Origin of the sequence: Streptomyces sp. NPDC007875 (assembly GCF_042868035.1) — a bacterium.
Classification (GTDB): domain Bacteria; phylum Actinomycetota; class Actinomycetes; order Streptomycetales; family Streptomycetaceae; genus Streptomyces; species Streptomyces antimycoticus.
Map to the genome: position 1 here is coordinate 17,487 of NZ_JBIADZ010000014.1, position 24,580 is coordinate 42,066.

Genomic DNA, 24,580 nt, shown 5'->3' on the forward strand with positions numbered 1-24,580 from the left:
CATTTGCCTAACCTCTTTAGGCAAATTAGCCTGCGTTCTATGAAGCCGCTGACTGAGCAAGAGATCCGTGCCGCGTTCGTGAACTGCAGCAAGGGCGAGGCAAAGCGCCTGTCCGTCCCGCGTGACCTGGCCGACCGGCCCTGGGGCGACCTGGACTTCCTCGGCTGGCGAGATCCTCAGGCACCCGACCGTGCCTACCTGGTCACCGAACTGGACGCCCGCCCGATCGCCGTCGCGCTGCGCTGCCCCGGCCCCGCCTCGTGGCAGGCGCGGCGCAGCATGTGCTCGATGTGCCTGACCGCCCACACGGGCGGCGTCTCCCTGATGGTCGCGTCGAAGGCGGGGAAGGCCAGGCAGCAGGGCAACTCGGTCGGCGACTACATATGCAGCGACCTCGCCTGCTCGCTCTATGTGCGGGGCAAGAAGGACGCGGGCGCCGGTTCACGGCCCCAGGAGTCGCTCACCCTGGAGGAGAAGATCCAGCGGACCGTGGCGAACGTCGCGGCGTTCCTCGCCAAGGTGACCGCATAGCCCATACCGCCCGGTCGCAGAGCGGTGCCCCGCACGCCATCGCGCCATCGCGTGCGGGGCACCGGTTCGGTGGGTGCCAACCGCGGGCTGTCAGCCGCAGTTGGTCTCGGCCTTCTCGAAGCGCACACCGTCGATCCAGCCCCACCAGTCCACACAGGTGCCTCGTGTGCTCACGTAGATGGGTCCCGCGTAGGAGCGGAAGTCGCCGCTGTCGTAGATGTCGTGGATCTCCGTGTCGCTCCGCGAGAGGTAGATGGTCATCGGCACCGGCTCGCCGGCCACGTTCCGGATCGCGACCAGACAGTTCTTGCCCGTGGCGGAGCTGTAGGTGAGATACGCCGTGCCCTTGTCCCCGACCTCGGTGGAGTTGACGACCGTATAAGCCGGAGCCGCAGGCGCCGTTGTGCGCGACGCGCGAGGCGGTCGCGGAGGCCCCGGGCGAGGCCGCCATGAGGGCTCTGTGCGCACTGTCACCCACGCGTAACGGCGGCTTGGGCTACGCGCCGGTGCCAACCCGGGGACGGGAGTGGACTGCTCGGGCAGGAAACGTCAGCCGAAAAGGGGCTGACGGTCACCGAGCGACCAGTGGAAGGGATATCGAACTCTTTGCAACCTGTGTCCTTGAAGCGGCATACCGCGCGTGCCCCCCGTTCAGCTTCCCGCGGCCCCTCCTGTTGCTGACGCGAGTAGACCGGGCATGTGGTGTGGTGTTTTGGTGGAGGGGATGGGGGTGTTTTCTGGTGCTTCTTCGGTGCTTTCGCTGGACGGGCTGTCGTTGCTGGGTGGGGGCGTCCCCGGCGGTTCTGGCGATGGTGCGTCTCTCTTAGACTGTGCCGGTCCCCAAGTTGATCGGAGCGCCCCTATGCGTCGCCTTGCCGCCGCCCTTTTGGTAATGACCGCTTTTGCCTCGCTCGCCGGCTGCGCGCAGGATTTCGACCGCGGCCCTGATGGGACGGTCTCCGACAAGGTCAAGGACGGAAAGAAGTTCTACTTGGTCGTCGATCCGGCCAAGGGGGGCGACGAGAAGAAGTTCCGCGTCAGTAAGTACGACTATCACGACTGCAACCGGGGTTCGAAGTACCCCAAGTGTGTTGACGATTAATCAGCTCGTCTTCGCCTCGATCGCAGGGTCGGCCGTGCCTTTCGGTCGACCCGCCATCGCCCCGGGCCGGAACTCTCTGGGCCGGAACTCCCCGGTCCGGAACGGCCCCAGCCTCCGCACTCCCACCGCGTTCGCGACAGGAGTGATTGAGCGCGCGATGAAGTGTGCGCTGCGGAGAGCGATGGGGATAGGGTTTGTCCGGAGGTGAGCCCTGTGCCCGCTGAGGACGAGTTGTTCAGCGCCGTCGACGCGCTGCTGGAGCAGGTCGCCCAGGACGATCTGCCGCCACCCGCGGAGCGCAAGAGGCTGCGCGAGGCCGCGGGGCTGAGCCAGGCCGGGATCGCCAAGGCGCTGGACATCCGCCGGGAAGCGGTGGGCAACTGGGAATCCGGCAAGACCGAGCCGCGGCAGCCGAAGCGTGCCGCCTACGCCCGGCTTCTGAAGGGCCTGGCCGCCCGCTTCCCCGCCCCCGCCGCGGGCTCGGCACCCACCGCCCCCGAGCCGTCGCCTCCCCCCCAGCCCACACCGACGCAGACCCCGCCCCCCGGTCAGAGCCATTCCCCGGAGCGGAGTCCCCAGCGGCCCGGGGCGACCGCCGCACAGGACACGACACGGCAACTCGCCACGGCCCCGGCGCAGCGGGCCCGCCCGCCCCGGCCGTCCGCATCGCGGCGCCCGGACGCGATGGCGCGGGTAGCGGGGGCGGCCGGGACCCCCGCCGCCACCCCCGCCGCGGACCCGCGCTTCGCCAACGGCCCGCTGGCGGTCGTGGATGTCGTGGATGGCGAGGTCTGGGCGTACTGCCCCGGCGGCCTGGTCCTGGACATCCCGGCCAAGTCCCTCCCGCCTCTGGTGGAGTGGACTCTGACCGAGGCGCGGCTGGGCGCGCCGCGGCTGAACCGTAATGGCAGGGACGCCGACCCCGTTCTGGTGCTCACCGACGCTGCCGCGGTGCGCTTCGGCCTCCCGGCCCGGCTGACCGACGAGGAGCGGCGGGCCGGGAGGCTGCCCGAGGGCCATAAGGTCCTCAAGGAACTGGAGCGGGCCGACTGGCGGCTCACCCGGCGTGGGCTCGGCCCGTGGGCGCGCATCTACCGCCCCGCCGAGGGCTCGCGACGGGCCTGCGTCCAGCTGTGCGTCCTGGGCTGGGAGGCCCTCGATACGCGCTCCTGGGGCGAGGCCGCGCAGTTGCCGCCCGCCGATCTGGTGCACCTGCTGGGCATCTACGCCGACCGCGTCATGACCCCCTGCGGCTCCACCGCCGTCACCGGCCTGGAGCTGATGACCGCTCTGCACCCACCCACGCGCGCCGGTGAGCCGGACGGCGGCGGCCGGCGACACAGCGAGCACAACCCCGGCTCGCTGGGCACCGAGCCGGTGCAGTGCGCCCCGCCCGAGGCCCCCGACGGCCATCCGCTCCTGGCACATCTGCCGCGCTTCCACCAGCGCACCCCCGAGGAGGTGCTGGTGGAGGAGGCATACGACTGGGCGCGCCCGCTCACCGACGACGAGTGCGCCAAGCGCTACGTGGTGGGCATCGACGTCAACATGGCGTTCGCCGCGGCCGCCAACGGCACCGTCGTCGGCCTCGGTGAGCCCGTGCACGTCAAGCAGCCGCCATTCGACCCGAAGATCCCCGGCTCATGGCTGGTGGACCTCTCCCACGTCGAACTGGATCCGCGCCTGCCGAGCCCCTTCACCCCGACCGGTGAGCGGCCGGCGGGACCCGCCTGGTATGCCACGCCGACCGTCGCCTACGCCGCCGAACTCGGTTACGGCGTCGCCCCCATCGAGGCGTACCTCCGCCCCGACAACGGCCGCTACCTGGACGCTTGGTACACCCGGCTGCGGGACGCCTATATCGCCACCATGGCCGACCTGGGGGTCACCGCCGGCATGGGACCGCAGGAGTTCCTGACCGCGATGGACGGCCACCGGCGGGTCGATCCGCGGATGGCGATCGTCCTCTCCGCGATCAAGGCGACCGTCAAGGGCGGTATCGGCAAGCTGCGCGAACGCCCCCGCGGTGGTGGCTGGCGCCCGGGTCAGCCCTGGCCCGCGCTCCAGCGCCCGACCTGGCGGCCCGACATCCGCGCCGCGGTCATCTCCAAGGCGCGGGTCAATATGCACCGCAAGATGCTCAAGACGGCGGCGGCCACCGGCCGGTACCCGGTGGCGGTCCTCTCCGACTGCGCCGTCTACCCCTCCGACGGGCCCAGCCCGCTGGACTTCCTGCCCCACAAGGACGGCAAACCGCTGCCGGGCGGCTTCCGGATCGGCGTGAGTCCCGGGATGGTCAAGCACGAAGGCACCCAGACCACCCTGTGGGCCGAGGGCGTGCGCGAGGAGTACGGCGATGACCTCAACCTCGCCCGGTACATCAAGGACGGCCACGTCACCGCCCCGGACAACGGAGAGTAGAGACGATGGGCAAGCTCGCGGAGAGCCTGGACAAGGCGGTGGAAGGCACCTTCACCCGCCCCGTCCCCAAGTCGGCCGGTGCGCAGATGCGCTATCTGGTCAGACAGCTCAAGGGCACCCGGCCGGTGGCCGACCTGCTCGGCATCTCCCAGCGCACCGTCGAGCGGTATGTCAAGGACCAGCTCAAGCGGCCCCGCAAGCCCCTCGCCACCCGCATAGACCGCGAGGTGAGAAAGCGGTGGCAGCCGCAGATCCGCGCCAGGGCCAAGAAACAGGCAGCCACCACCGGCGGCATCGTCCTCGACACCCGAGCCCGCTTCGGCTACACCGCCGCCCCCGGCACCACCGACGACGCCCGGCTGCGCCACATCACCCAGGCGCTGCCGCCGCAGTACGCCGCCCGCCTCTTCGACGCCCAGGAACAGGGCGCCGCCGAACAGCAACTGCTCGACATCGCGGCCGAGGGCCTGCAGGAGATCTACTTCAAGGACCGCGGCCGCCGCGCCCAGGGCCTGCTGGTGGAGTTCACCGACATCGACTACATCGAGGTCGACCTGTAAGGAGCGGACTGACGCGCCCGGGTGCCCGGGCTTGATCGACGTGCTCAGCTGCTGGCGACGATATCCAAGGTGATCTTCAGGCGGCGAGCCGCCATACCTTTGGCCTTGCTGACACCGAAGGCGTAGCGGTCGATGGAGACGGTGCCGTTGGCGGTGATGCGCTTGCCCTCGCCGACCATGCTGCCGATCGCGACGACTACCGGCTGGGTCACTCCGCAGACGGTCAACTCCCCTCGCAGTGAGGCTCCTTGGGCGGATTGATCCAGGCTGTGGCCCCGGAACTGGATCGTGGGGTGTCGCTCCACGTCCAGGAAGTCGGACGACCTGACGTGGTCGTCGCGACGCTGAATGCCGGACGCGAAGCTGGCCGCGTCCATCTCGACGTCCACCGACGACGCTTCCGGCGTCTCGGCAATGGTGATCCGGCCCTGCCTGATGCTGAACGTCCCATGGACCGGGAGCAGCCCCAAGGCCCGCGTGGCGAAGCGCACGGTCGATGCGGCCGGATCGATTTCGTAGGTGCCTGCTGCTGGTAAGGACAGCTCCGCAGCGCTGGAAATCGCCATGTTCGTAGCCTCCGTTTGCTGAAGTCCCTCTCGAATTGACGAGGATCTCGCACACGCGGTGGCTGCACCAGCCCCCTTCACTTACCGCTGCGGCCCAGCATTTCGGCGACGCGGATGAACCCGTCCGTGCCGTGGCCCAGCCCGATGGCGCGGCGGGCCATGCCTTCGGCCGCGCGCATCACGCCCGCGTCGATGCCATGGCCCTCGGAGGTGTGGACTATATGGGACATGGACGACACCGCCGAGGTGATCGGGTTGCCTTCACCGGCGAAGGTGCCGCGGTCCACCTCCTCCGCGGTCTCCTGGAAGAGCGGCGGGAGGATCGCACCGATGCCCTGGGCGAAGGGCGCCAACTCCCGAGCGCTGATCCCCTCCGCCCGCGCCACGGCCAGGGCGTGCGCATAGCCCGCCATCGCCGTCCAGAAGATGTCGAGCAGGGCGATGTCGTAGGCCGCCGCCCGGCCGATCTCCGCACTGAGATGGGTATGGGTACCGCCCAGCGTGTCCAGCACGGGCCGGTGCTCCTCGTAGAGCTCCGCCGGGCCGCTGTAGATGAACACCGCGGCAGGCGCTCCGATGGTGTTGATCGGCGTCATGATCGCACCGTCGAGGTACCGGATGCCATGCCCGGCCGCCCAGTCCGAGGTGTCCCGGGCCCGGTCCGGAGTGTCCGCGGTCAGGTTCACCACGGCGCGCCCCTTGAGCGCATCGGTGACCCCATCGCGCCGCAGGATCGCGTCCGACGCGTCGTAATTCACCACGCAGACCACGGTCAACTCGCTTGCTGCGACGGCCTCTTCCGCCGATCGCGCGCCGACCGCCCCCCGCTCGATCAGCTCCCGATCCCTGCCCGGCGTCCGGTTCCAGACCGTGGTCCGCAGCCCGGCGTCCAGGAACGCACCGGCCAGGGCGCGGCCCATCGGCCCCAGACCGAGCACGGTGACGGCAGACTGTTCGGAGTGTGTAGACATGAAACTTCAACTCCCATACGGATATACGCGTAACTCATAACTCAGAGGGAATAGAGCGAAGATGACACGCAGTCGTGCTCAGGACACGAATGTCTGCGGAGTGACCGCCGCGATCGCCGTGATCGACGGCAAGTGGAAGACCGCCCTGCTCTGGGCACTGGAGTCCGGACCGCATCGCCCCGGCGAGCTGCGTCGGCGGCTGCCGGGCCTCAGCGAGAAGGTCCTGACTCAGGCGCTCCGTGAGATGGAGACGGACGGGCTGGTGCACCGGCATGTGCACGATGGGCTGCCGCTGAAGACCGTGTACTCCCTGACCGGGTTCGGCCGCGACCTCTCCGAGGCGCTGGCCCCCCTGTCCGATTGGGGCCACCGCCGCCTGGAGAAGCTGGCCGAGGCCCAGTCGAGCCCCTGACGCAACGCCACCTCCGTCTCATCCGATCCGGCGGCCCTCCGACCGCCCGCAACAAGATTCGCTCCGTCGTCCGTCGCTGCCAAGTACCCACAAAAAGGTGGGTACGGCGGACGGACGCCAGGGGAGCGGCGGGGCTGGCCGGATACGCAGGCCGCGCACCGGTGTGCAGGGCCGTACGACCGCCACGTCGATCTCGTGCCGGAGCGGAGCTCCTGGGCCAAGGCCGTGTCCACCTCCGTGTGTGGGAGACCGGTCATGGAGGTGGGCTCGTTCGTCCAGGCGGGCCAGCCTGACCCGGCCTTCCGTCAGCGGCGCAGTCCCTCGGTCAGCAGGCGGAACTGTGCTCTGTCACCGGGGTTGAGCAGGATGTCCACGCCTGCGGGCGCGATCTCCGGCAGAGTCCTCCCCAGTACGCGCTCCCAGCGAGCGGGTGGCAGGCGCCGTGTGTGGAGGGCCGCGGTGACGACCGGCAGACACGGCGTCCCGTCCGGGGCGGATATCAGGAGCGGTTGGCCTTGTTCGTCGCAGGCGACCTCAAGGACGGTATGGCGCAGTAGCGCGAGGAACCGGTCGACGGAGCCCTGGCCTTGGCCCTTGACGAAGAGGCGCAGCAGCGCGTGCGTCGGATCGGTCGGCTTCGCCGCGCTGTCCGGCACGTAGTGAGGATTGGGTTCGAACGGCCCGCAGCGCCCGTCCTCGTCGAGCGGCCACCCGCCGACCATCAGGTCCGTGGGCAGGTCCCGGTTTTCGGATGGTCCCCGCAGTGCCAGGCCTTGCTCCGGGAGCATGTACCACTGTCCCTGGCGGATCGCGTCCGACAGGGGCGGACCGCTCCCGTCCGACGCGGTCGCGGGGTCCTGTTGGTGTGCGGCTCCGGGTTCGGCCTCGGTGAGCCCGGCCCACATCGTGTCCTCGTCGTTCCGGGCTTCCTCCTCGTCGAGGTCCATGACTCGCAGAACGGCCTCGGGCACACGAGCCCTGGCGGCCAGGCGCAGCCAGCGCAGGCCCTCCTCGGTGTCGCCATCCTCGCCGTGAAGCCGGCCCAGGAGATATGCGGCCTGCGCTGACGGCGAGGAGCCGGAAGGCCCGGGCGTCCGCATCATGAAGTCATCGCCCCGGGTCGGCAGCGGGCTGCCCTCCTGCCCCATGCCGTTGCCGGGTTTTCCCTGCCTGTCGAGCTTCTCGGCGGCGCGGGTGAGCCATCGCCGGGCCTGTTCGCGGTCACCGGTCGAGGCCAGCAGCCGCCCCAGCCGCAGTTCGCTGTCGGTGTCGCCCGAGCGTGCCGCCATGGTGAGCCAGTGCCGTGCGGCCGGCAGGTCCTGCGCGGGTGTCTCTTCCGCCAGGAAGGAGCCCAGCAGTGCGGCGGCCGACCGTTCGCCGTTCTCGGCCGATGTGCGCAGCCGGTCGTGGGCCTCGTGATGGCGCCCGGTGTCGTGGAGGAGGGTGGCGAGATTCAGGACGGAGTTGAGGTCCCGGGTCTGCGCAGCTCTCGCGTAGAGGCGTTCGGCGCCCTGGTGGTCCCCGCGCTGCAGGAGAAGGGCGGCCACGTTGGCGGCCGCGAGGGGGCTGCCCAGCTCGGCGCCTCTGCGTAGGACGGCCTCGGCCTCGTCCACCCGGTTCGACATGAGCAGTGCGACGCCCAGGTTGGTGACGGTCTCGGCGGAGGGTGCTTCGTCGCTGGCCAGGCGCAGGGCTTCGCGCAGTACCCGCGTGGCCTCCTCCGGGCGTCCCTGCCGTAGCAGTTTCTCGCCCACGGAGCTGAGGGTGCGCGGGTTCGGAGACTGGGCCAGCTGGCGCAGCAGGGTGTCCGCCTGGGTGTGGTCGCCGAGCGCGCGCAGCACGCGCTCGTGGACCAAGGTGAATTCCTCCGGCGTACGGGCCCCTTGCTGGCCCCTCCGGGACGGTGACGTCTCCTCGGTCATCGGTGGCGCTCCGGTGTGTCGGGCGGCGGGGTGAAGACGGGAACTGGCGCGTCCGAGCCTCGCCACAGATAGGCGGTGAGGAGCTTGCCCGACTCACGCTCGTGCGCCGGGTCCGTGGGCAGGGGCCATCGCAGTGCCGTGTACAGGGCGGTGCGATGCAGGTCGTACGATGCCTCGAGGAGGTCCGCGAGCGCGGCGCACGGGCCGCGAAGAGCCCCGCGGTACACCGCCGCCGCGGCTATGGCGGCGACGGGCGCCGCCCATCCGGCCCATGGTGTCCAGACGACGAATCCGGCGGACCAGATCAGCGCGGAGACCGCGGAGTCCAGCGCGGCGCGGGCCCGGGCGATCTGGTCGCGGACCTCGGCGGGCAGCACCAGCCACAGGTGTGGCCAGCATTTCACCGCGTCCAGGCCGTACTTCTGGTAGGGCCGCAGTTCCGCAGAGCGCAGGGTGTTGCCGACCCAGGTGGGCAACTGCCGTTCGGGGGCACCGGGGATGCGCCGCAGGGCGGCATCAGTCCGTACGAAGGCGTCGTACGTGTCCGGGGCGACGGGCGCCGCCGCGTCGCCCAGGGCGGCGCGCAGTCGCTCCCAGCGTTCCCGCAGCCGGTGTCGGCGGGCTTCCTGACGTGTTGTCGCGTAGCGCCGCAGCTGGCCGGGCCAGCCGTATCCCTCCAGGAAGGTCAGGACGGCGGGGGTCAGCCGGCGGACGGCGACCCCGGACAGTGCGAAGGCGAGCAGTGCCGCGGCTACGACGAGGGCTTGAGTGCCTGGTGTGAGTGAGCGCAGGCGGTCGACGGGGGAACGGCCGGTGCCCCAGGCCACGGCGGCGAAGCCGCCTGCCCAGAAGACCAGCGACTGGGTGCCGACCACCAGCCATTCCTTGGCCAGGCGGCCCGCCACCGCATCCAGGAAGCGGTTCAGCACGACGGAGGGTCCTCACGTACGAGGGGCTGACCGTGGGTCGGGCAGCGGGGCGGGGGCTCGTCGAGGAAGGCCCGGTACCAGGCGAAGTCGCGCTCGGGGCAGGAGTATCGGGTGGCCGGGACGGCCTCGCCGGAGCCGGGCAGTGGCTGGTAGTCCCCCCGCTCGGTGTACCGGGGCGGGTTCCCGGTCTCTAGGAAGTAGGCCGCCCAGGTGCGGAGTTCCGGTTCGCTCTGCAGCGCCATCAGGATCCGCTCGACGGTGCCGGTGTCGCCGGGGCGGGCCAGGGCCTGTGCCAGACGTGTGTCCAGTTCCCGTCTGCGCTCGGCGGCGAGCGGGCCGATGAGCCGAGGAAGCTCCGCGCGGACGGCCCGCGCGCATTCGAGGATTCTCTCGTCGGACTCGATGGATTCGTCGGACTCGTCGGTGGACGTCATCTCTCACACTCCCGCGTACCCGAACGCCGCCCAGTGGACGGGATGTTGATAAGGGCGGGTTGTCTCCCAGAAGTGCCGCGCGGCTGGTGAGGTGGGTGGCGTGCCGCCCAGTTCGCTGTTGGTGACGTCGCGGAGCCACAGCTGGGCCTTGCGCAGTGCCTCGGCGGGGTGCGGGTAGGAGCCGGAACGCCACAGTTGGTAGAAGCGGTCGATCAACAGGCTGCTGCTCTCGTCAGGTGCCCGCCACATGCTGCTCATGACGCCGCCCAGGCCCGTGCGTAGCAGGGCCTGCACCAGCGAGCCCGTCGGGCGGGGCCCCAGGAAGAAGATTCCTCCCTGACCGAGGGAGCACGCGGAGAGCACCAGCAGGCGGGTGCCCGACAGGGGTTGCTCCAGCAGCTTGGCCAGGCTGAGGGTCTCGTCGTCGGCCAGGACCAGCCCGCTGACGAGGGGGCGGAGCGGGTCGGTGCGGCCGTGGGTGGCCAGATGGACGACGTCGGCCCCCGGGAGGGCGGCGAGAACCGCGTTGCGGCGCGCGTCGGTGCCCGTCAGCAGCGTGGCGCGGGCGAAGTGGAGTACCGCTCTTTCGGCCTCGCGGCGGGCTGCGGGCAGCGGCTGTTCACGCATGGGCTCAGGATCGGCGACCGCGAGGATGCTGCCCGGTTCGTCGGGGTGCGGTTCGCCCGCTCGCGGCCGCCTGGAGCCGCTGGCGACGGTGACCAGTACCGCGTCCAGGACATGGCGTCGTCCCTCCGGCAGCGTGGGGTCGGGCCACCACGCGGCATGCAGGGGCAACGATCCGAGACGCGTGCCGTGCGGAATCACACAGAGCCAGGAGGTGGGCCACTTCTCCAGCACGGGTTTCACCAGATGCTCGCCCGCCCAGCCGGCGAGTACGTCCACGGTCTGCCGGTACCAGGCGGGGTCCGGGGTGTTGCCCTGGGTAAGTCCCGAGAGGCCCGCCTGGCTGTCCACGTCCTCGCCGGAGACGGGGAGCCACAGGGCCTCGGTCCGGCCTGATGCGTCCATGCCCAGAGCGAGGACGTTCGCCCCGCGCGAGGCACAAAGGTGGACGACGGCGCATCCCTCGGGAGGCGGCCGCAGGTCCGGACCTTCCCCCGGCCCCGGGACACGTGCGGAACCGACTGTTTCCAGACTGCGCAGCGCTGTTGCAAGGTCGCCGGCGTGGACCGCGCTGAGGGCCGCCTGGACCGCGATGACGTCGGCGTCATGGATTCGCGCGAGACGATCCTCCAGACTGCCGCCGGTGGCCTCCAGACCGGTCAGGGCCCGCCGAAGAGCGATCTGCGCCGCCGTCGACGCCTCCTCCCACGCGCCCGTGCCGGCTGCGCTGCGGGACCAGTCGGCGGCGGCCTCCGCGGACCCCTCGGGGTCTTCCGGAGCGGCCCACTCGCGGATCAGCCGCAGCCCTTCCGCCGAGCGCCTGTCCCGGATGAGGAGCAGAAGGCCCAGCTGCCGGGTGCTGTCCCGGTGGTGACGTCCCCCTGTTGGCAGCATGTCACGCGCGCCGCGGGCCAGTTCGATCGCCTCCTCCAGATCGAGCGGGCTGCCGCTGCTGTCGTACCGCGCATGCCAGCAGTCGGCGATCTTCGCCAGCAGTACCGCATGTCGAGTGCCAACCTCCGGCTGTGCCGCGGCCGCCCGCTCGAGGACGTCCATCGCACGCCCGAGCGCCAGCGAGTGGGGCCGGTGCCGCAACTCCCTCAGCAGCGCGGACGCCAGGACCAACGCGTGGTTGGCGGCCATGATGGGATCCAGGCCGTCCCCGGCCCCCAGCCGGTCCAGCAGGGTGAGCGCACGCGCGACCAGTTCCTTCTCGAAGATGCCCCGGGCGCTGTCCAGCAGGCCCTGGGCGGCGGCCATCACCTCCGCCGGGCCGGCCTGGGGATCCGGCTCGTCGAAGTCGTCGGGGTGGACCAGGTCCAGGACGGGGCCGTCGCCCGGGGACGCGAGACGGCATGCCATCAGGTGCGCTGCAGCGTCGCGGTGGTCGGGCGAGTCCTGTGCGGAAAGCTCGGTGATGCGCCGGAAGCAGACGGCGGCTTGCCTCAGATCGGCCACGGAACCGGTCTCCTCGGCATACCGATGCTGCAGCAGGATCCCGATCGTATGGAGGGTGGGCACCTGACGAGGGCTGTCCTCGGTGAGCGTCGCGAGCTCTGCCTCGGCGTGCGCGAGAGCTGCCCGTGCCGCACGCCGGTCCGTTCTGCCGCTGCCCTCCCACCACCGCACCAGCAGCGGCGTCACAAGTTCCGGAAGACGGGAACCGGCGTCGGAGGCCCCCTTGTGGCGGACGCTCTCGTGCAGGAGCGGCAGCATGCGCTCGACCTGCTCCTCGGGGAGGTTCTCGTTCTTGCTCAGGCACATCAGCGCGGTCAGCGCCCAGTCGAAGGAATACAGGTGATGATCGTCCGATCCCGGCTCGCAGCGGGCGAGGGCGTCCGCCGCCAGATCCAGAGCCTTCCGGGCGTATCCCCCACCAGGGTGATCGGCCAGGTCCAGGAAGTGCACGGCAGCGGTCTTCAGGAAGCCCGCGGCGTCCTCCCGGTCCTGCTCCACCGCGATCCGCGCCGTCTCCTCGGCGATCTCCGCCACGGCAAGGCGGTCCCCCTCGTGCTCGCGTCTGCGCAGCCGCTCCTGGTACGTGAAGAGGAGAGCGACCGTGGTGTCGAAGTTCAGGGTGCCACCTCGGGTGGCACCGCGTTCCTTCAATTCCCGCAGCAAGTTGAGGGCTTCGGTGAGTTCGCCAAGATCGTGCTTCGGCAGCAGGCGTTGCCAGAGATGGAGGACCGATGCCAGGTTCGCCGTAGCCGATTCCTCGTCGAACAGCGTGAACGCCTCGTTCAGGTGGCGCATCGCCTGGTGCACCGCGTGCACGGCGCCGGTACGCGCTCCCCGCGTGTACCAGACCCCGGCCAGGTTTCCCAGAGCTGCAGCACGGTAATGGTCACGCTCGGCCTCCGGAAGATCCGCGGGAACGGAGCGAAGGGCGTACGTGAAGGCCTTCTGCGCGACGTCAGCCTGCTCAGGACTGCCCTCGCGTGCGTACGTCTCCAGGGCCCGCACGCCACGATCGAAGTGCTGCGCGTAGTCGGTGCCGGTCATGCTTCCCCCGTTCGGTTCCCCCATAAGCCGCTGTCGGGTCCGACCGGTGGCGGCGTACCCGGCCGGCACCGGACGGTCATGCCCAGCACGACGCTACCGGCTGCGCGCGGGTTCACGAGGCCGGATCCCGGACAACGTCCGCCAGGATGCCGGGCACCTGGTCGAACCCACCTCAGCCCGACCGGCCACCCACTGGTCTGCCCTCTGTGCGACATCGCCCGTCCCAGCCGCTCGTTGACCGCTGTGGTGCTGCCGTAGGCGATACGACGGCCGAACAGTCTCACGGACACGCTCGTACAGGCCGCGCCGGGTGATGGTGGTCATGCTCGTGCTTCTCCTTCAGGGAAGGGCGCCGGACCGGGGTGGCCGGGCGGAAACCGACGCCCCCGCACCCTCGCGCCAGGGCGAAGGGGTGCGGGGCCGACGGAGACGCTGGTGGTGCGGGTGCGGCCCTCCTTGCCGTGCCGCCAGGGGTTCTCCTCCACCGGGGAGCCGTCGTTCTTGTAGAGAGCTCAGCCCCGAGGAGCGGCGGGCGCTGTACACCGCGCTGCCCGCCCTGGAGTCCCTGGCCGACTCCACGAGCCCGTCCACGAGCTCGTAGCACTGCACGACGCGGCGTCGGCAGCGGAAGGACACTGGTGTTCCTCTCCGGCAGCGGTGTGTTTCTCCAGCGCACCGCGGGCGCCGGGAGCCAGACAGTCTGATCCGGGGGCCCGGGGACCACGGGCATCTGCTGATGGTCTACCGGTCGGTGGCCGCGACGGGCGCGGCCTGCTACGTCGGCGAGGGCCTGAACATCTACAGGCCCGTCCATGTCGACGACGTCACCCGTCTGTTCGCCCTGGCCTTGGAGAAGGGAACCTCCCATCGGCCCGCACCGCATCAACACGGCAGCCTCCTGTCGCGGGACAGGAGGCTGCCACACATCAGGGCTTGGGCGGACGGGTGGTGGGCGTCACGCCGGACGAGTGGTCAGCCCCGGCTCAGAGGAGCTCGGCGAAAGCGAGGGCGATCATGCCGACGACCAACAAGGAGAAGCCGAGCCGTGTACGGCCGCGACGGCTCAGCTCTGCCATCGCACCGCTGAGCACACTGGCCGCCAGGAGAATGCCGATGACCATGGCCGGTTGGTGCTGGGCCACCGCCCTGACCGCTTGCACGAGCGCGGCGACCATGAAGAACACGCCCACGAAGGCGTAACTGCTCCGGGTCGACGCGGGGCTCTTGCTGTCCTCGCGCATCATGGCGCGGCGCTCGCGAGGGGTGGCCGTCTGCCACCGCGGAGCCAAGTTCTGCCGACGCTCGAAGTCGTCGCTGTGCGGAGCGGTCACATCTGACTCTCATGGCGGGATTTGATCGCCGATTGCCCTGGGCCTGGGCCCGGTCCCGGCCTGGCCGTGGCCCGGACACCGGCGAGAAGGCTAGTCGACCCATGGGCGACGCCACTCCCGTAACTCCCGTACCGAGGAAGCGATCGGCCTCACCCGTTCCACACGCTCAGTTCGGCGGGATGCGGTAGACGGAGACATGAGAGCGCGACTCGGCGGTGAATTCGGCGCCGGTCCAGTCCGCATGCCTGGTCTCCAACTCGAATCCGGCCAGCTGAGCCATGAGGTCGAGTTCGGCCGGCCAGATGTACCGGTGCGGACTGCGGGTCAGCCGAGCCTGCTTGCTGTCGTCGAACCGGAAGTGGTGCGAGACGACGTGCTGGCGCAGTACGTCGTAGGTGTCCAGCCCGATATAGCCGGGCTCGGTTTGCCAGACGGTGCCGGTCTGGCCCGGCGGGAGCTTGCGCAGCTCGGGCACCCAGAGTTCGATCACGAACCTGCCACCGGGCTCGAGGTGGCGGGCGGCGTTGCGGAAGCACTCCACCTGTTCGGCTTGGGTGAGCAGGTTGGAGATGGTGTTGTAGACGAGATAGACGAGCGTGTACTCCCCGGGAGCCACGGAAGTCGCCATGTCGCCCACGACCACGGGGATCGTCGCTTCGTCCGCCCTGGTACGCAGTTGACGGACCATCGGAAGCGACAGCTCGATCCCGGTGACAGGGACCCCTCGTTCGGCGAGCGGGACAGCCACCCGGCCGGTGCCGATGGCGAATTCGAGCGCCGCTCCGCCGCCCGCGAGCTCAGCAAGGCGATCCACGGCCGGCTCCAAGATCTCGGGCGCGAACATGCCCGTGCCGGGCGTGTCGTAGCGCTGGGCGGCGTCGACGTCCCAGATCTCCTCCTGGTCCATAGCGTCACCATTCACCCCTGGGGTACGCGATGTCCACTGTTTTTGCCCCCGGGGCCCGGGGGCCCCTCGGGCCCCGGCTCTGTGCTCCTGGAGTGAGCGAGGAGGCGCCTCAGCCAGCGGGTACGGGCGTCACGTGCGTCTTTGCTGATGGCCGCCCGCGGCGCCAAGCCGTCGAAACCGTGGTAGGCGCCGGGCCATACATGAAGTTCGGCCTGGCCACCGGCCCGCCAGATCGTGTTCGCGTACGCCACGTCCTCATCGCGGAACATCTCCGCCGAGCCGACGTCGATGAACGCCGGAGGGAGGCCGGACAGGTCCGTGGCGCGGGCAGGGGCCGCGTAGGGCGACAGGTCCGCCGCGCCGTAGCGGTCACCCAGCAGTGCTTTCCAGGCGGTCTCACTGGAGATGAGATCCCACATCCCGAGGCCCGACATCTGGTGGCTGGAGAACGTGCGCCCGCGGTCGTCGAGCATCGGGCACAGCAGCAACTGCCCGAGGATGCCAGGACCGCCGCGGTCACGGACCAGCAGGGCGAGGGCCGCGGCGAGCCCGCCGCCGGCGCTCTTCCCGCCGATGATGACGCGGTCCGCGTCGATGCCCAGCTCGGCGGCGTGCCCGGTGGCCCAGAGAAGTCCCGCGTAGCAGTCCTCCAGCGGTCCGGGGTACCGCGTCCGCGGTGCCAGCCGGTACTCGACCGAGATGACGGCCATGTCCAGGGGGAGGACCCACTCGCGAAGAATCCGCGGCAGCACCGACCATGCGTTGCCCATGATCATCGCGCCGCCGTGCATGTAGTACAGCAGTGGCAGCGGCCCTTCCCGCCCGGCGGGCCGCACACTCACCAGCGTGACATCGGGGCCGTCCCGCAGCCCCGGAACGGTCAGCTCCGCCACCTCGAAACGGCCATCGGCCCGGAGGTCCTCGGCCGTCGGCCTGGGCCGGGTCGCGGTGTCCCGCTCTTGCCGGGCCGCGAGATTCGCGGGAGTGACCGGCTCTCTGGGCCCCTTGCCCAAGGACTCCAGCGCGGCAGTCAGTTCGGGATCGAAGGGAGGCACAGCCGTCGGCCTCGGGGCAGAAGCGCCCGTACGGGACAGATCCATACCGCGCATCCAAGCATCCGCGGCCGCCCGGCGGTACCGGCGTACCGGCGACTCGTACTCCCGTCGCGGTCCACCACTCCCGCTGGTCCCAGCCCCGGAGTCCGGCGGACGGTAGCATTTCGCCCGCAGGCCGCACCAGGATCGACCGTGGCCGGGGGGAAACGTGGAGAGCACCGGGTATCACAGCGACTCGCTTGTCGTGCTGACCGCACTGGACGTGGAGTACGAGGCGGTTCGGGCACACCTGGTCGATCCGCGGCCCCAACTCCACCCGAGCGGCACCCTGTTCGAGGTGGGACGGCTCGACGGTACGCCGTGGCGGGTGGCGCTTGCCGAGCTCGGCGACGGCAACCAGGGGGCGGCCGTGCTGACCGAGCGGGCGATCGCCATGTTCCGCCCGCGCGCCGTGGCATTCGTCGGGGTGGCCGGGGCGCTCAAGGGCGATATCGAGCTCGGGGACGTCGTCGTGGCCACGCATGTGTACGCGTACCACGGTGGCAAGGACGAGGACGGTGAATTCCACTCCCGCCCGAGGGTCTGGCCGGTGCGTCAGGAACTCGACCAGCTCGCCCGCTTCGCCCGCAGGTCCGGTTCCTGGACCGGGCTGCTGCCGGAACGCCCGCCCGGCGCCTCCCATCCGGCCGTCCACCTCAAGCCCGTGGCCGCCGGGGAGGTCGTCCTGAACTCGGCGGACTCGCCGCTGAAACGGCAACTGCGCCGGAACTACCAGGACGCCGCCGCCATCGAGATGGAGGGCGCGGGCGTCGCGCAGGCCGCCCACCTCAACGCCGCGTTGCCTGCCCTGATCGTCCGCGGTATCAGCGACCGCGCCGACGGGGAGAAGTACGACGCCGATGCCGAGGGCTGGCAGTCCCGCGCCGCCCGCAACGCCGCCGCCTTCGCCTTCTCCGTCCTCCGTGAACTGCCGCCCGGCGGCGACCCGGCCCCACCCGGACCGGCGAATCCCACGGGCCCGGCGCCGGAACGCTTCCCGGACGGGCCGTCCGCTCCGGCTCCGGCTTCGCCCTCCGCCGCGTTCCCGCATCCGGGTGCGGGGACCCCACCGGACGCCACCGGCCCGGCGGCATACCGCCAACTCCTGCGCTGGGCACGGAGGTTCTCGGACGACCTGGACCTCGTGGACTCCCCCCGCCCGGACCGCGGCACTGGCTCCCCGCCGCAGCTCAGCGGCGGGCTGTATGTGCGGCGCGCCGTCCAGGAGCGGGTGGTGGAGGCCCTCTACGACGGTGATCCGAAGGCGGTCCTGGTCACCGGGGACGCCGGGAACGGCAAGAGCAGCCTGTTGTGGGGGCTCGCCCGGGATCTGACCGCCCTGGAGGACGCCGAGGTGTTCCTGGTGAACGCCGCCTGGCTGCTGCGGCCCCTGAGTGGCGCCCCCGGAACCCCCATGCTGACCCCCGCGACCGTGGTGTCCGGGGCGACGCACGCCCGGACACGGGGGCGTACACCGGTCGTGCTCCTCGACACCGCCGATCTGCTGCTGCACGACGACCACCACGAGATGACGCTGCTCGACCTGTGCGAGGATCTCGCCGCTGCCGGGGTCCGCCTGGTGCTGACCTCCCGGCCGGAGGAGGCGAACCGGCTGCGCACCGGCTTCGTCCGGATGTCGTTGGGTCCGTACGACGACAGCGAGATCCCCCACGCCATCCGTGGACACGCCGCGCTCTACTGCCCCGACGCCGTGCCCCGGGACGACGAGGCACGGGTACGGAGGCTGATGGAGCCTGTGGCCCGCGGACTGCCGGTGCGCGAGGTGTGCAGAAGCCCCCTCCAGTTGCGGCTGCTGTTCGAACTCGCCCGGGACGACGGGGCGTTCCCCAGCGCCGAGATCGACGCCACCGGCCTCTACCGCCGCTACTGGGACCACCGGGTCGTCACCGACCGCCGCCATCACGGCAACCAGAGCGCCACGGCGCCGGAGGACCTCTCCTCGATCACCGGTGCGATCGCCGTCGTGCTGATGTCGGCCGGCCGGACCGAGCTGTCACACGAGGAGCTGGTCGAGCGGCTCACCTCGGCGCACGGCGGCCCACGCCCCTCGCGGCCGTACGAACCGGCCCGCGTCCGGTCGTCCCTGGAGCTGCTGATCGACCGGGGCGTGCTGGCCAGGGGAGCCTCGGACGGTATCCACTTCTTCCACCAGACCGTGTTCGAGTACGCGGCCGCGCGCGGTCTGCTGCACCGCACCGGGGCACGAGCGCTGCCGTCGCTGTGCGAGTGGGTCGGGTCCCATCCCCGTGACTTCTTCGTCGGGGCGATCCTCGAACAGCTCCTCATGCTCGCGGCCGGGGCCGAAAGGTATCGCGGCCCGGTACGGGACACGCTGATGCGGATGGCTGCGCACGCGGACGCCGTCATCCTGCACACCGTCGCGGTGGCCGTCGCGGCGCGGAACCCGGCCGTGGGCGTGTCCGTCGAGCCTCTGCTCGCGACGGCGCCGCATGGCGTCGCCCGACGGTACGCGGTCCTGGCCCCGACCGTACGCGACACGGACGTCGACGCCCTCCTGCCGCAGCTCCGCGGGCTGTGGCAGAGGAAGGAGCCCAGCCTGCAGGAGGCCGTACTCGAAGCACTGGAACGGCTGGCCGCCCAGAACTCGCTCACGGTCCATGCCGCCCTGGCCGACTGGGGCTGCGTACGGGAACTGACCGGGCGCCGTACGGGCGGCGCGGGCATCGAGGTCCTGCCTCGGCTGCTCGTGCTGACGTCACACGTCGATGTGGCATCCGCCCGGAGGGGCCTCATGGAGATGCTCGACTTCGCCTTGTCCCGAGGGCTGGCGGAGCTGGCATCCGGCGTCATGACCCTGTGGGCCCGGCATTGGGAGACTCTGGGCTCGCCGGAGTGGGCCGCCGCCGTCCAGGAGCGTCTCCAGCGTGTGCGCGTCGCGCCGAAGTCGTACGACGTCGAGCTTTTCCAATCGGCCCTGGCCAGGGTGCTGGCCGCCTCGTGGACCCACGACCACGGACTCCCCGGTGGCCAAGGACTCCTCGGCCGCCACGGACCTTCCGGTCCCCACGGACTCCCCGCCGACGGCGGGCCGGCCACCGGAACCCACCCCTGGACGCACCGCCTCGACCACGCAGTGGCGCTGCTCGAAGCGGACGACCACGACACCGCGGGCAACGCCGGACTCATCGCCGCCACAGCGGTCCTGGCCACGCTGCCGCACGGCCACTGGGCCATCGAGGCCACGCTCGACCGCTGTCTGGAGATGACCGGGCAAGGAGCGCTCCACGCACTGCAACACGGGATGGTCTTCCCCCAGTTGCTCAGCACCGACTGCGCCGCCGCGGAGAGCCTCGTACACCGGCTCGCGGTCATGCTGAAGGCCCTGCCGTGCCCCGAGAACCAGCCGGTCACGCCCCCGCAGCGGCGAGCGCTGGTCGCCCGCCGGATCCTCGCCCACCGCGGCGTTCCCCCGCACCGCGTCCGGCAGGTCCTGGAACACTCCGGCTGGGACGCCGACTCCGACCTGTGGCTGTCCCGGGACGGCCTGGCGACGCTCCTCCTGCCCGCCGCGCTCGGCGGCCACCCCACCGCGGTGAGCAGGATCGAGAAGGCGGCGACCGCCCCCGCGGCAGCCCGGAACCTCGTCCGCCGCTCCCTGCACCGGGCCGTCACGGACTCCGGTCTGCACACCGAGCGCCACATCGGCCTGCTGGTGGACCTGTCGCTCATGGACGCCGACACCGTGCTCCTGGAGGCCCTCACCACCGGCCGGGCCAAGAAGGGCACCGGCCCGCTGCCGCCCCTCGCCCACGAGCGAGTGCTGGGGGCGCTACGGGCCTCGGCCCCGGCCCTCACCGGGCTGATCGCGGACGAGATCGCCGAGGGCAACAGCGGAAAGCGGCAGCGCCAGGCACTCACGCTCTGGGAGTGCTCCGTGTCGGTCGGCACTCTCCCCGTGCCCGAGCTGGCCCAACTCCTGCCGCGGTACGGCACCTTCTCCGACCAGAAGACCCGGGCGGCCTTCCTCGGGCTGGTGGGGGCCATCGCCGCGTGCGAACCCGCCCAGTACACCACGGCACACACCTTCCTCTCGGAGCTGGTGTTCGACGCCGCGGGGGACATCCCCCGCCTCGACGGCGCATCGGCCAGTACCCGGAACGCCGCCCGCAAGGCCCTGCTCCACGCCGCCTGCGAGTCCGGCCCCCTCACCCCATCGGCCCTCACCACGGCCCTCGACCTGGCTTTCGCGCCACCGACCGACGCCGGACTGATCAGCGGGCTCGGCCAACTGGTGCGCCGGCTCAGCACCGCACACGGCGCGGCACCCGCCGCCGAGCTGCTGATCCGCGTCATCGGCGCGGCCGTGGCCTCCCAGCAGGGCCGCGCCGCGGAGAACCACCTCGCGAAGGCGCTCCGCGGCGCGATGGACAGCATTTTCGACCACGGTTCTCCGGCCGTGTACCGGACGCTGTGGGAGCACCTCAAGGAGCCTGGCCCGGAGGACGACGCCGACCACGTGGTCTTTCCGGAGCGGTACGCGCTGGGGCTGGTGAGCTGCGCGATCCGCCGGTCGTACGCGGCAACCCGCCAGGATCTGGATGCACTTGTCGCCCATCCGCGGGTGCCGCGGCCCACCAAGATGTGGATCAGCGACCAGCTCAGCGCCCGGTCGCGGGAACACACCGAGTACGACCTCGGCTGGGTGCTGGACGGCGAGATGCCCTGGCGGCCAGTGGCAGGATGTTTGCGGTAGTCGTCATCGAGGTCACGGGTGTGAGCGGGGCCCGTTCGATCGCGGGAGAGCCTAAGGAGCCCGATGAGCCGGAAGAACCACCATGTCGCCGTGCTCGTGCTCGAAGGCGCCAAACCACTCGACGTCGGCATCCCCGCGCAGGTGTTCTCCAACCGGCCGAGCATGCCCTACGAGGTGCGGGTGTGCGGCGCCGCGCCCGGGCTGGTGACCGGCGGCGACGGCCTCTCGTATCACGTGGCCGAGGGGCTCGAGGCGTTCGAGCACGCCGACACCGTCTTCATCCCCGGCTATCGGGAGCCGGCGACCACGGAACCGCCGGCAGCGGTCGTCAGCGCGCTCATGGCCGCCCACGAGCGCGGAACCCGGCTCGCGGCCATCTCGACCGGGGCGTTCGCGCTGGCCGCGACGGGCCTGCTCGACGGCAAGCGGGCGACGACCCACTGGCACTACACCAAGGCACTCGCCGAGAGACATCCGCTCGTGCGGGTGGATGAGAACGTGCTGTTCGTGGACGAGGGCGATGTGCTCACCTCGGCGGGCGCGGCATCCGGTATCGACCTGTGCCTGCACCTGGTGCGGCGCGACCAGGGCGTCGGGCTCTCCAACCACGTGGCCAGACGGCTGGTGGCGGCGCCGTATCGCAGCGGTGGCCAGGCACAGTACGTTCCCCGGAGTGTGCCCGAGCCACTGGGCGACCTGTTCGCGAGCACACGGGAGTGGGCCCTGGCGCACCTCGCCGAACCGCTGACCCTCGAAGCGCTCGCCCGCAACGCGCGGGTGTCGGCGCGCACCTTCTCCCGCCGGTTCGTGGAGGACACCGGCTACACGCCGATGCAGTGGGTGCTCAGGGCGCGGGTGGACCTGGCACGCGAGTTGCTCGAACGCACCGATCTGGGCGTGGAGCAGATCGCCGACCGAGTCGGCCTCGGCACCGGCGCGAACCTGCGTCTGCACTTCCACCGCATTCTCGGCACCTCCCCGACGGAGTACCGCCACACCTTTTCGGCCTGAGCTTCCCGAGTGGCGTGCCCGCACATGAGTGCTGGCGGGATCCTTGCGTACGGTGGCGTTCAGGCCGCTGTCGGCTCCGGATCCGGATGCCGACGATGGGGGTGGAACGAAAGGAACCTCCATGACCCGCATCGCCGTCAATGGATTCGGCCGCATCGGACGCAACACTCTTCGCGCCCTGCTCGAGCGCGACAGCGATCTCGAAGTGGTCGCCATCAACGACCTCACCGCCCCCGAGTCCCTCGCGCACCTGCTCAAGTACGACAGCGCGCTCGGCCCCCTCGGCCGCTCCGTCGAGGTCGATGGAACCGACCTCGTGGTCGACGGCCGTCGCATCAAGGTGCTCGCCGAGCGCGAGCCCGCCAACTTGCCGTGGGCCGAGCTCGGCGTGGGCATCGTCCTCGAGTCCACCGGCCGCTTCACCGCGGCGGATGCCGCCCGCGCACACCTTCGCGCCGGTGCCCGACGTGTGCTGGTGAGTGCCCCGTCCGCCGGCGCCGATGTCACGCTCGCCTATGGCGTGAACACCGATGCCTACGACCCCGCCGAGCACGTGATCGTCTCGAACGCCTCGTGCACCACGAACGCACTGGCTCCGCTGGCGTCCGTACTGGACGACCTGGCCGGTATCGAGCACGGCTTCATGACCACGGTGCATGCCTACACCCAGGAGCAGAACCTCCAGGACGGCCCGCACCGCGACCTGCGCCGCGCCCGCGCCGCCGGGGTGAACATCGTGCCCACCACCACCGGGGCCGCCAAGGCCATCGGGCTGGTGCTGCCGAACCTCGACGGCAAGCTGTCGGGGGACTCGATCCGGGTGCCGGTCCCGGTGGGTTCGATCGTGGAGCTGAACACCGCGGTCTCACGGGAGGTCAGCCGCGACGAGGTGCTCGCGGCCTACCGCGCCGCCGCGGACGGCAAGCTCAAGGGCATCCTGGAGTACGCCGATGAGCCGCTCGTCTCCAGCGACATCACGCGCCGCCCGGCATCGTCGATCTTCGACGCCGCCCTCACCCGCGTCGAGGGCAAGCACATCAAGGTGGTGGCCTGGTACGACAACGAGTGGGGCTTCTCGAACCGCGTCATCGACACGCTCGAACTGCTCGCGCGCGACTGAACCCGCAGACTGACTGACCGTGAGGGGCCGGCATCGACCGGCCCTTCACCCTTGAGGCGTGTGCCCGGCCACGCGTTCAGGTACGGTCCGCGCCGCGCGGGGAGGGCCGGGTGCGTGTGGCGTGGATGGAGCCGAGCAGACGCAGGGCTTCCGCGCTGCTGCCGCCGGGCTCCGCGTGGTAGATGACGAGTTGCTGGCCCGGGGCCTCTCTCACGTCGAACGCCTGGTAGCTGAGAGTGAGGGGGCCGACGTCGGGGTGCAGGAACCGCTTGGCCTCCTGGGTCTTGCCGCGCACGGCGTGGCTTTCCCACAGGCGGGCGAAGTCCGCGCTGTTCTCGGTGAGAGTGCCCACGAGCCCGTGCAGGCGCGGGTTGTCCGGCTCGTAGCCCGCCGCCTGGCGCAGATTCGCCACGGTGGCCTGGGCCGCCCGGTCCCGGTCCTGGTAGAAGGTGCGGCCCGCGGGGTCCGCGAAGGCCATGCGGGCCAGGTTGTCCGCCGGACGGAACGGCGAGTAGAGGGCGTCGGCCAGCGCGTTGGTGGCGAGGATGTCCAGGGTCCGGTTGAGCACGAAGGCAGGCGTGTGGGGATAGCCGTCCATCAGCTGCCGCAACCCGGGGCTGACCTGGTCGGGCACGCGGCCGGCGGGGTCGTCGGGCACCGTGCCGGCGAGCCGGTACAGATGGGCCCGGGTGTCGTCGTCGAGGCGCAGCGCACGGCTGAGCGCGTCGAGCACCTGCGCGGAGGGGTGGCGCTCCCGGCCCTGTTCCAGGCGGGTGTAGTAGTCGGCGTTGATGCCGGCGAGCACCGCGACCTCCTCGCGGCGCAGCCCGGGAACGCGGCGGGTGCCGTAGCTCGCCATCCCCACCTCTTCGGGCCGTAGCCCCGACCTGCTGCTTCGCAGGAAATCTCCCAGGTCGTTGTCAGCCATGACCTCAGGCTACGTGGCGCCTCCACCAGGTGCCTGGGTGTGCCGCACCCAGGCAGAAGGCGTCCTGGTTGACCTGTCGGGCACTGCCCAGACTCGGTGGCGCAGGACAACCCCACCAACGAGAGGTTTGCCATGACCGCGGATTCGGCGGACGCCCCGGACATCGACGTCATCGGCATGTGGGTCACCGCAGACGGCCACATCCGCCAGGAGCTGCGTGCGGACGGCCGGTACGACGAGGCGCGTGGCAGGCGTGCCAGTGCGTTCACCGGCCGCTACTCCGTCACGGGCAGCCATATCGACTACGTCGACGACACCGGCTTCACCGCGACGGGTGACGTACGCGACGGCGTGCTCTACCACGAGCACCTGGTGCTGTACCGCGAGCGGCCCGGCTCCTGACGTACCCGAACCACGGACCCCGAACCACGGACCCCGAACCACAGAGCACGGACTCGGCTCGGGCGACCCCCATCGAAA

Annotated in this window: 20 protein-coding genes; 9 read left to right on the plus strand and 11 right to left on the minus strand. The window is 70.9% G+C overall.

Going from position 1 to position 24,580, the window contains the following annotated elements; translation table 11 throughout:
* Positions 1–39: 39 nt before the first annotated feature.
* Entirely contained in the window at positions 40–531 is a 492-nt protein-coding gene (locus ACFYOY_RS27245) for an FBP domain-containing protein (RefSeq protein WP_351901776.1), read from the plus strand.
* Between the two features lie 90 nt (positions 532–621).
* Here ACFYOY_RS27245 and ACFYOY_RS27250 read toward each other — a convergent pair whose 3' ends face one another.
* Complete coding sequence (locus ACFYOY_RS27250; protein WP_388590190.1) at positions 622–813, minus strand: hypothetical protein; 192 nt, start codon at positions 811–813, stop codon at positions 622–624.
* Positions 814–1,393: 580 nt separating this feature from the next.
* Between ACFYOY_RS27250 and ACFYOY_RS27255 the strand changes: the two genes are divergently transcribed.
* The 3 genes from ACFYOY_RS27255 to tpg all read left to right on the plus strand — a co-directional run bounded on the left by ACFYOY_RS27255 (position 1,394) and on the right by tpg (position 4,614).
* On the plus strand, positions 1,394–1,633 hold the full coding sequence (locus ACFYOY_RS27255; protein WP_014057972.1) for a hypothetical protein: 240 nt from the start codon (positions 1,394–1,396) through the stop codon (positions 1,631–1,633).
* A gap of 213 nt (positions 1,634–1,846) precedes the next feature.
* Complete coding sequence (gene tap, locus ACFYOY_RS27260; RefSeq protein WP_388590193.1) at positions 1,847–4,054, plus strand: telomere-associated protein Tap; 2,208 nt, start codon at positions 1,847–1,849, stop codon at positions 4,052–4,054.
* Positions 4,055–4,059: 5 nt separating this feature from the next.
* Positions 4,060–4,614 (plus strand): telomere-protecting terminal protein Tpg, encoded by a 555-nt coding sequence (gene tpg / locus ACFYOY_RS27265; protein WP_388590195.1) that lies wholly within the window; start codon positions 4,060–4,062, stop codon positions 4,612–4,614.
* A gap of 44 nt (positions 4,615–4,658) precedes the next feature.
* Here the strand turns inward: tpg and ACFYOY_RS27270 are convergent, their stop codons facing one another.
* Together ACFYOY_RS27270 and ACFYOY_RS27275 are read right to left on the minus strand one after the other, a co-directional pair.
* The gene (locus tag ACFYOY_RS27270; protein ID WP_351901784.1) at positions 4,659–5,180 is read right to left on the minus strand and encodes a YceI family protein; all 522 of its coding nucleotides are present in this window, start codon (positions 5,178–5,180) and stop codon (positions 4,659–4,661) included.
* Between the two features lie 77 nt (positions 5,181–5,257).
* Positions 5,258–6,151: an NAD(P)-binding domain-containing protein gene (locus ACFYOY_RS27275; RefSeq protein WP_351901786.1), complete on the minus strand. Its 894-nt coding sequence runs from the start codon at positions 6,149–6,151 to the stop codon at positions 5,258–5,260.
* A gap of 61 nt (positions 6,152–6,212) precedes the next feature.
* Here ACFYOY_RS27275 and ACFYOY_RS27280 point away from each other — a divergent pair, with 61 nt between their 5' ends.
* Positions 6,213–6,563 (plus strand): winged helix-turn-helix transcriptional regulator, encoded by a 351-nt coding sequence (locus tag ACFYOY_RS27280; RefSeq protein ID WP_388590197.1) that lies wholly within the window; start codon positions 6,213–6,215, stop codon positions 6,561–6,563.
* A 305-nt stretch (positions 6,564–6,868) separates the two neighbouring features.
* On the opposite strand, the gene ACFYOY_RS27285 is transcribed toward ACFYOY_RS27280, so the two are convergent.
* The 7 genes from ACFYOY_RS27285 to ACFYOY_RS27315 form a co-directional block, all read right to left on the minus strand.
* Positions 6,869–8,485 carry a type VII secretion system-associated protein gene (locus ACFYOY_RS27285; protein WP_388590199.1) on the minus strand — a complete coding sequence of 539 codons (1,617 nt, stop codon included), beginning with the start codon at positions 8,483–8,485 and terminating at the stop codon, positions 6,869–6,871.
* On the minus strand, positions 8,482–9,414 hold the full coding sequence (locus ACFYOY_RS27290) for a hypothetical protein (RefSeq protein ID WP_351901792.1): 933 nt from the start codon (positions 9,412–9,414) through the stop codon (positions 8,482–8,484). Before ACFYOY_RS27290 ends, ACFYOY_RS27285 begins: the two co-directional genes overlap by 4 nt.
* Complete coding sequence (locus ACFYOY_RS27295; protein WP_351901794.1) at positions 9,408–9,848, minus strand: hypothetical protein; 441 nt, start codon at positions 9,846–9,848, stop codon at positions 9,408–9,410. Before ACFYOY_RS27295 ends, ACFYOY_RS27290 begins: the two co-directional genes overlap by 7 nt.
* 3 nt (positions 9,849–9,851) lie before the next feature.
* Positions 9,852–12,974: a CHAT domain-containing protein gene (locus ACFYOY_RS27300; RefSeq protein WP_388590201.1), complete on the minus strand. Its 3,123-nt coding sequence runs from the start codon at positions 12,972–12,974 to the stop codon at positions 9,852–9,854.
* A 983-nt stretch (positions 12,975–13,957) separates the two neighbouring features.
* Entirely contained in the window at positions 13,958–14,305 is a 348-nt protein-coding gene (locus ACFYOY_RS27305) for a hypothetical protein (protein ID WP_351901800.1), read from the minus strand.
* A gap of 166 nt (positions 14,306–14,471) precedes the next feature.
* Positions 14,472–15,212: a class I SAM-dependent methyltransferase gene (locus tag ACFYOY_RS27310; RefSeq protein ID WP_351901802.1), complete on the minus strand. Its 741-nt coding sequence runs from the start codon at positions 15,210–15,212 to the stop codon at positions 14,472–14,474.
* 11 nt (positions 15,213–15,223) lie between these two features.
* Entirely contained in the window at positions 15,224–16,321 is a 1,098-nt protein-coding gene (locus ACFYOY_RS27315) for an alpha/beta hydrolase (protein ID WP_388590204.1), read from the minus strand.
* Positions 16,322–16,475: 154 nt separating this feature from the next.
* On the opposite strand from ACFYOY_RS27315, the gene ACFYOY_RS27320 reads away from it, so the two are divergent.
* The 3 genes from ACFYOY_RS27320 to gap all read left to right on the plus strand — a co-directional run bounded on the left by ACFYOY_RS27320 (position 16,476) and on the right by gap (position 23,172).
* Positions 16,476–21,041 carry a hypothetical protein gene (locus ACFYOY_RS27320; RefSeq protein ID WP_388590206.1) on the plus strand — a complete coding sequence of 1,522 codons (4,566 nt, stop codon included), beginning with the start codon at positions 16,476–16,478 and terminating at the stop codon, positions 21,039–21,041.
* Between the two features lie 63 nt (positions 21,042–21,104).
* Positions 21,105–22,052, plus strand: a complete 948-nt coding sequence (locus ACFYOY_RS27325; protein ID WP_093470917.1) for a GlxA family transcriptional regulator — start codon at positions 21,105–21,107, stop codon at positions 22,050–22,052.
* A 121-nt stretch (positions 22,053–22,173) separates the two neighbouring features.
* Positions 22,174–23,172 carry a type I glyceraldehyde-3-phosphate dehydrogenase gene (gene gap / locus ACFYOY_RS27330; protein WP_351901808.1) on the plus strand — a complete coding sequence of 333 codons (999 nt, stop codon included), beginning with the start codon at positions 22,174–22,176 and terminating at the stop codon, positions 23,170–23,172.
* 76 nt (positions 23,173–23,248) lie between these two features.
* Here the strand turns inward: gap and ACFYOY_RS27335 are convergent, their stop codons facing one another.
* Positions 23,249–24,100, minus strand: coding sequence for a helix-turn-helix transcriptional regulator (locus ACFYOY_RS27335; protein WP_388590208.1), 852 nt, complete (start codon positions 24,098–24,100; stop codon positions 23,249–23,251).
* A gap of 132 nt (positions 24,101–24,232) precedes the next feature.
* Here ACFYOY_RS27335 and ACFYOY_RS27340 point away from each other — a divergent pair, with 132 nt between their 5' ends.
* Positions 24,233–24,502: an Atu4866 domain-containing protein gene (locus ACFYOY_RS27340; RefSeq protein WP_388590210.1), complete on the plus strand. Its 270-nt coding sequence runs from the start codon at positions 24,233–24,235 to the stop codon at positions 24,500–24,502.
* Positions 24,503–24,580: the final 78 nt, after the last annotated feature.

Bases quoted from the DNA above. Each gene is read 5' to 3' on its own strand.
- ACFYOY_RS27245 (WP_351901776.1), top strand. From the start codon at position 40: ATGAAGCCGCTGACTGAGCAAGAGATCCGTGCCGCGTTCGTGAACTGC.
- ACFYOY_RS27255 (WP_014057972.1), top strand. From the start codon at position 1,394: ATGCGTCGCCTTGCCGCCGCCCTTTTGGTAATGACCGCTTTTGCCTCG.
- tpg (WP_388590195.1), top strand. From the start codon at position 4,060: ATGGGCAAGCTCGCGGAGAGCCTGGACAAGGCGGTGGAAGGCACCTTC.
- ACFYOY_RS27270 (WP_351901784.1), bottom strand. From the start codon at position 5,180: ATGGCGATTTCCAGCGCTGCGGAGCTGTCCTTACCAGCAGCAGGCACC.
- ACFYOY_RS27275 (WP_351901786.1), bottom strand. From the start codon at position 6,151: ATGTCTACACACTCCGAACAGTCTGCCGTCACCGTGCTCGGTCTGGGG.
- ACFYOY_RS27280 (WP_388590197.1), top strand. From the start codon at position 6,213: ATGACACGCAGTCGTGCTCAGGACACGAATGTCTGCGGAGTGACCGCC.
- ACFYOY_RS27285 (WP_388590199.1), bottom strand. From the start codon at position 8,485: ATGACCGAGGAGACGTCACCGTCCCGGAGGGGCCAGCAAGGGGCCCGT.
- ACFYOY_RS27295 (WP_351901794.1), bottom strand. From the start codon at position 9,848: ATGACGTCCACCGACGAGTCCGACGAATCCATCGAGTCCGACGAGAGA.
- ACFYOY_RS27300 (WP_388590201.1), bottom strand. From the start codon at position 12,974: ATGACCGGCACCGACTACGCGCAGCACTTCGATCGTGGCGTGCGGGCC.
- ACFYOY_RS27310 (WP_351901802.1), bottom strand. From the start codon at position 15,212: ATGGACCAGGAGGAGATCTGGGACGTCGACGCCGCCCAGCGCTACGAC.
- ACFYOY_RS27315 (WP_388590204.1), bottom strand. From the start codon at position 16,321: ATGCGCGGTATGGATCTGTCCCGTACGGGCGCTTCTGCCCCGAGGCCG.
- ACFYOY_RS27325 (WP_093470917.1), top strand. From the start codon at position 21,105: ATGAGCCGGAAGAACCACCATGTCGCCGTGCTCGTGCTCGAAGGCGCC.
- gap (WP_351901808.1), top strand. From the start codon at position 22,174: ATGACCCGCATCGCCGTCAATGGATTCGGCCGCATCGGACGCAACACT.
- ACFYOY_RS27335 (WP_388590208.1), bottom strand. From the start codon at position 24,100: ATGGCTGACAACGACCTGGGAGATTTCCTGCGAAGCAGCAGGTCGGGG.
- ACFYOY_RS27340 (WP_388590210.1), top strand. From the start codon at position 24,233: ATGACCGCGGATTCGGCGGACGCCCCGGACATCGACGTCATCGGCATG.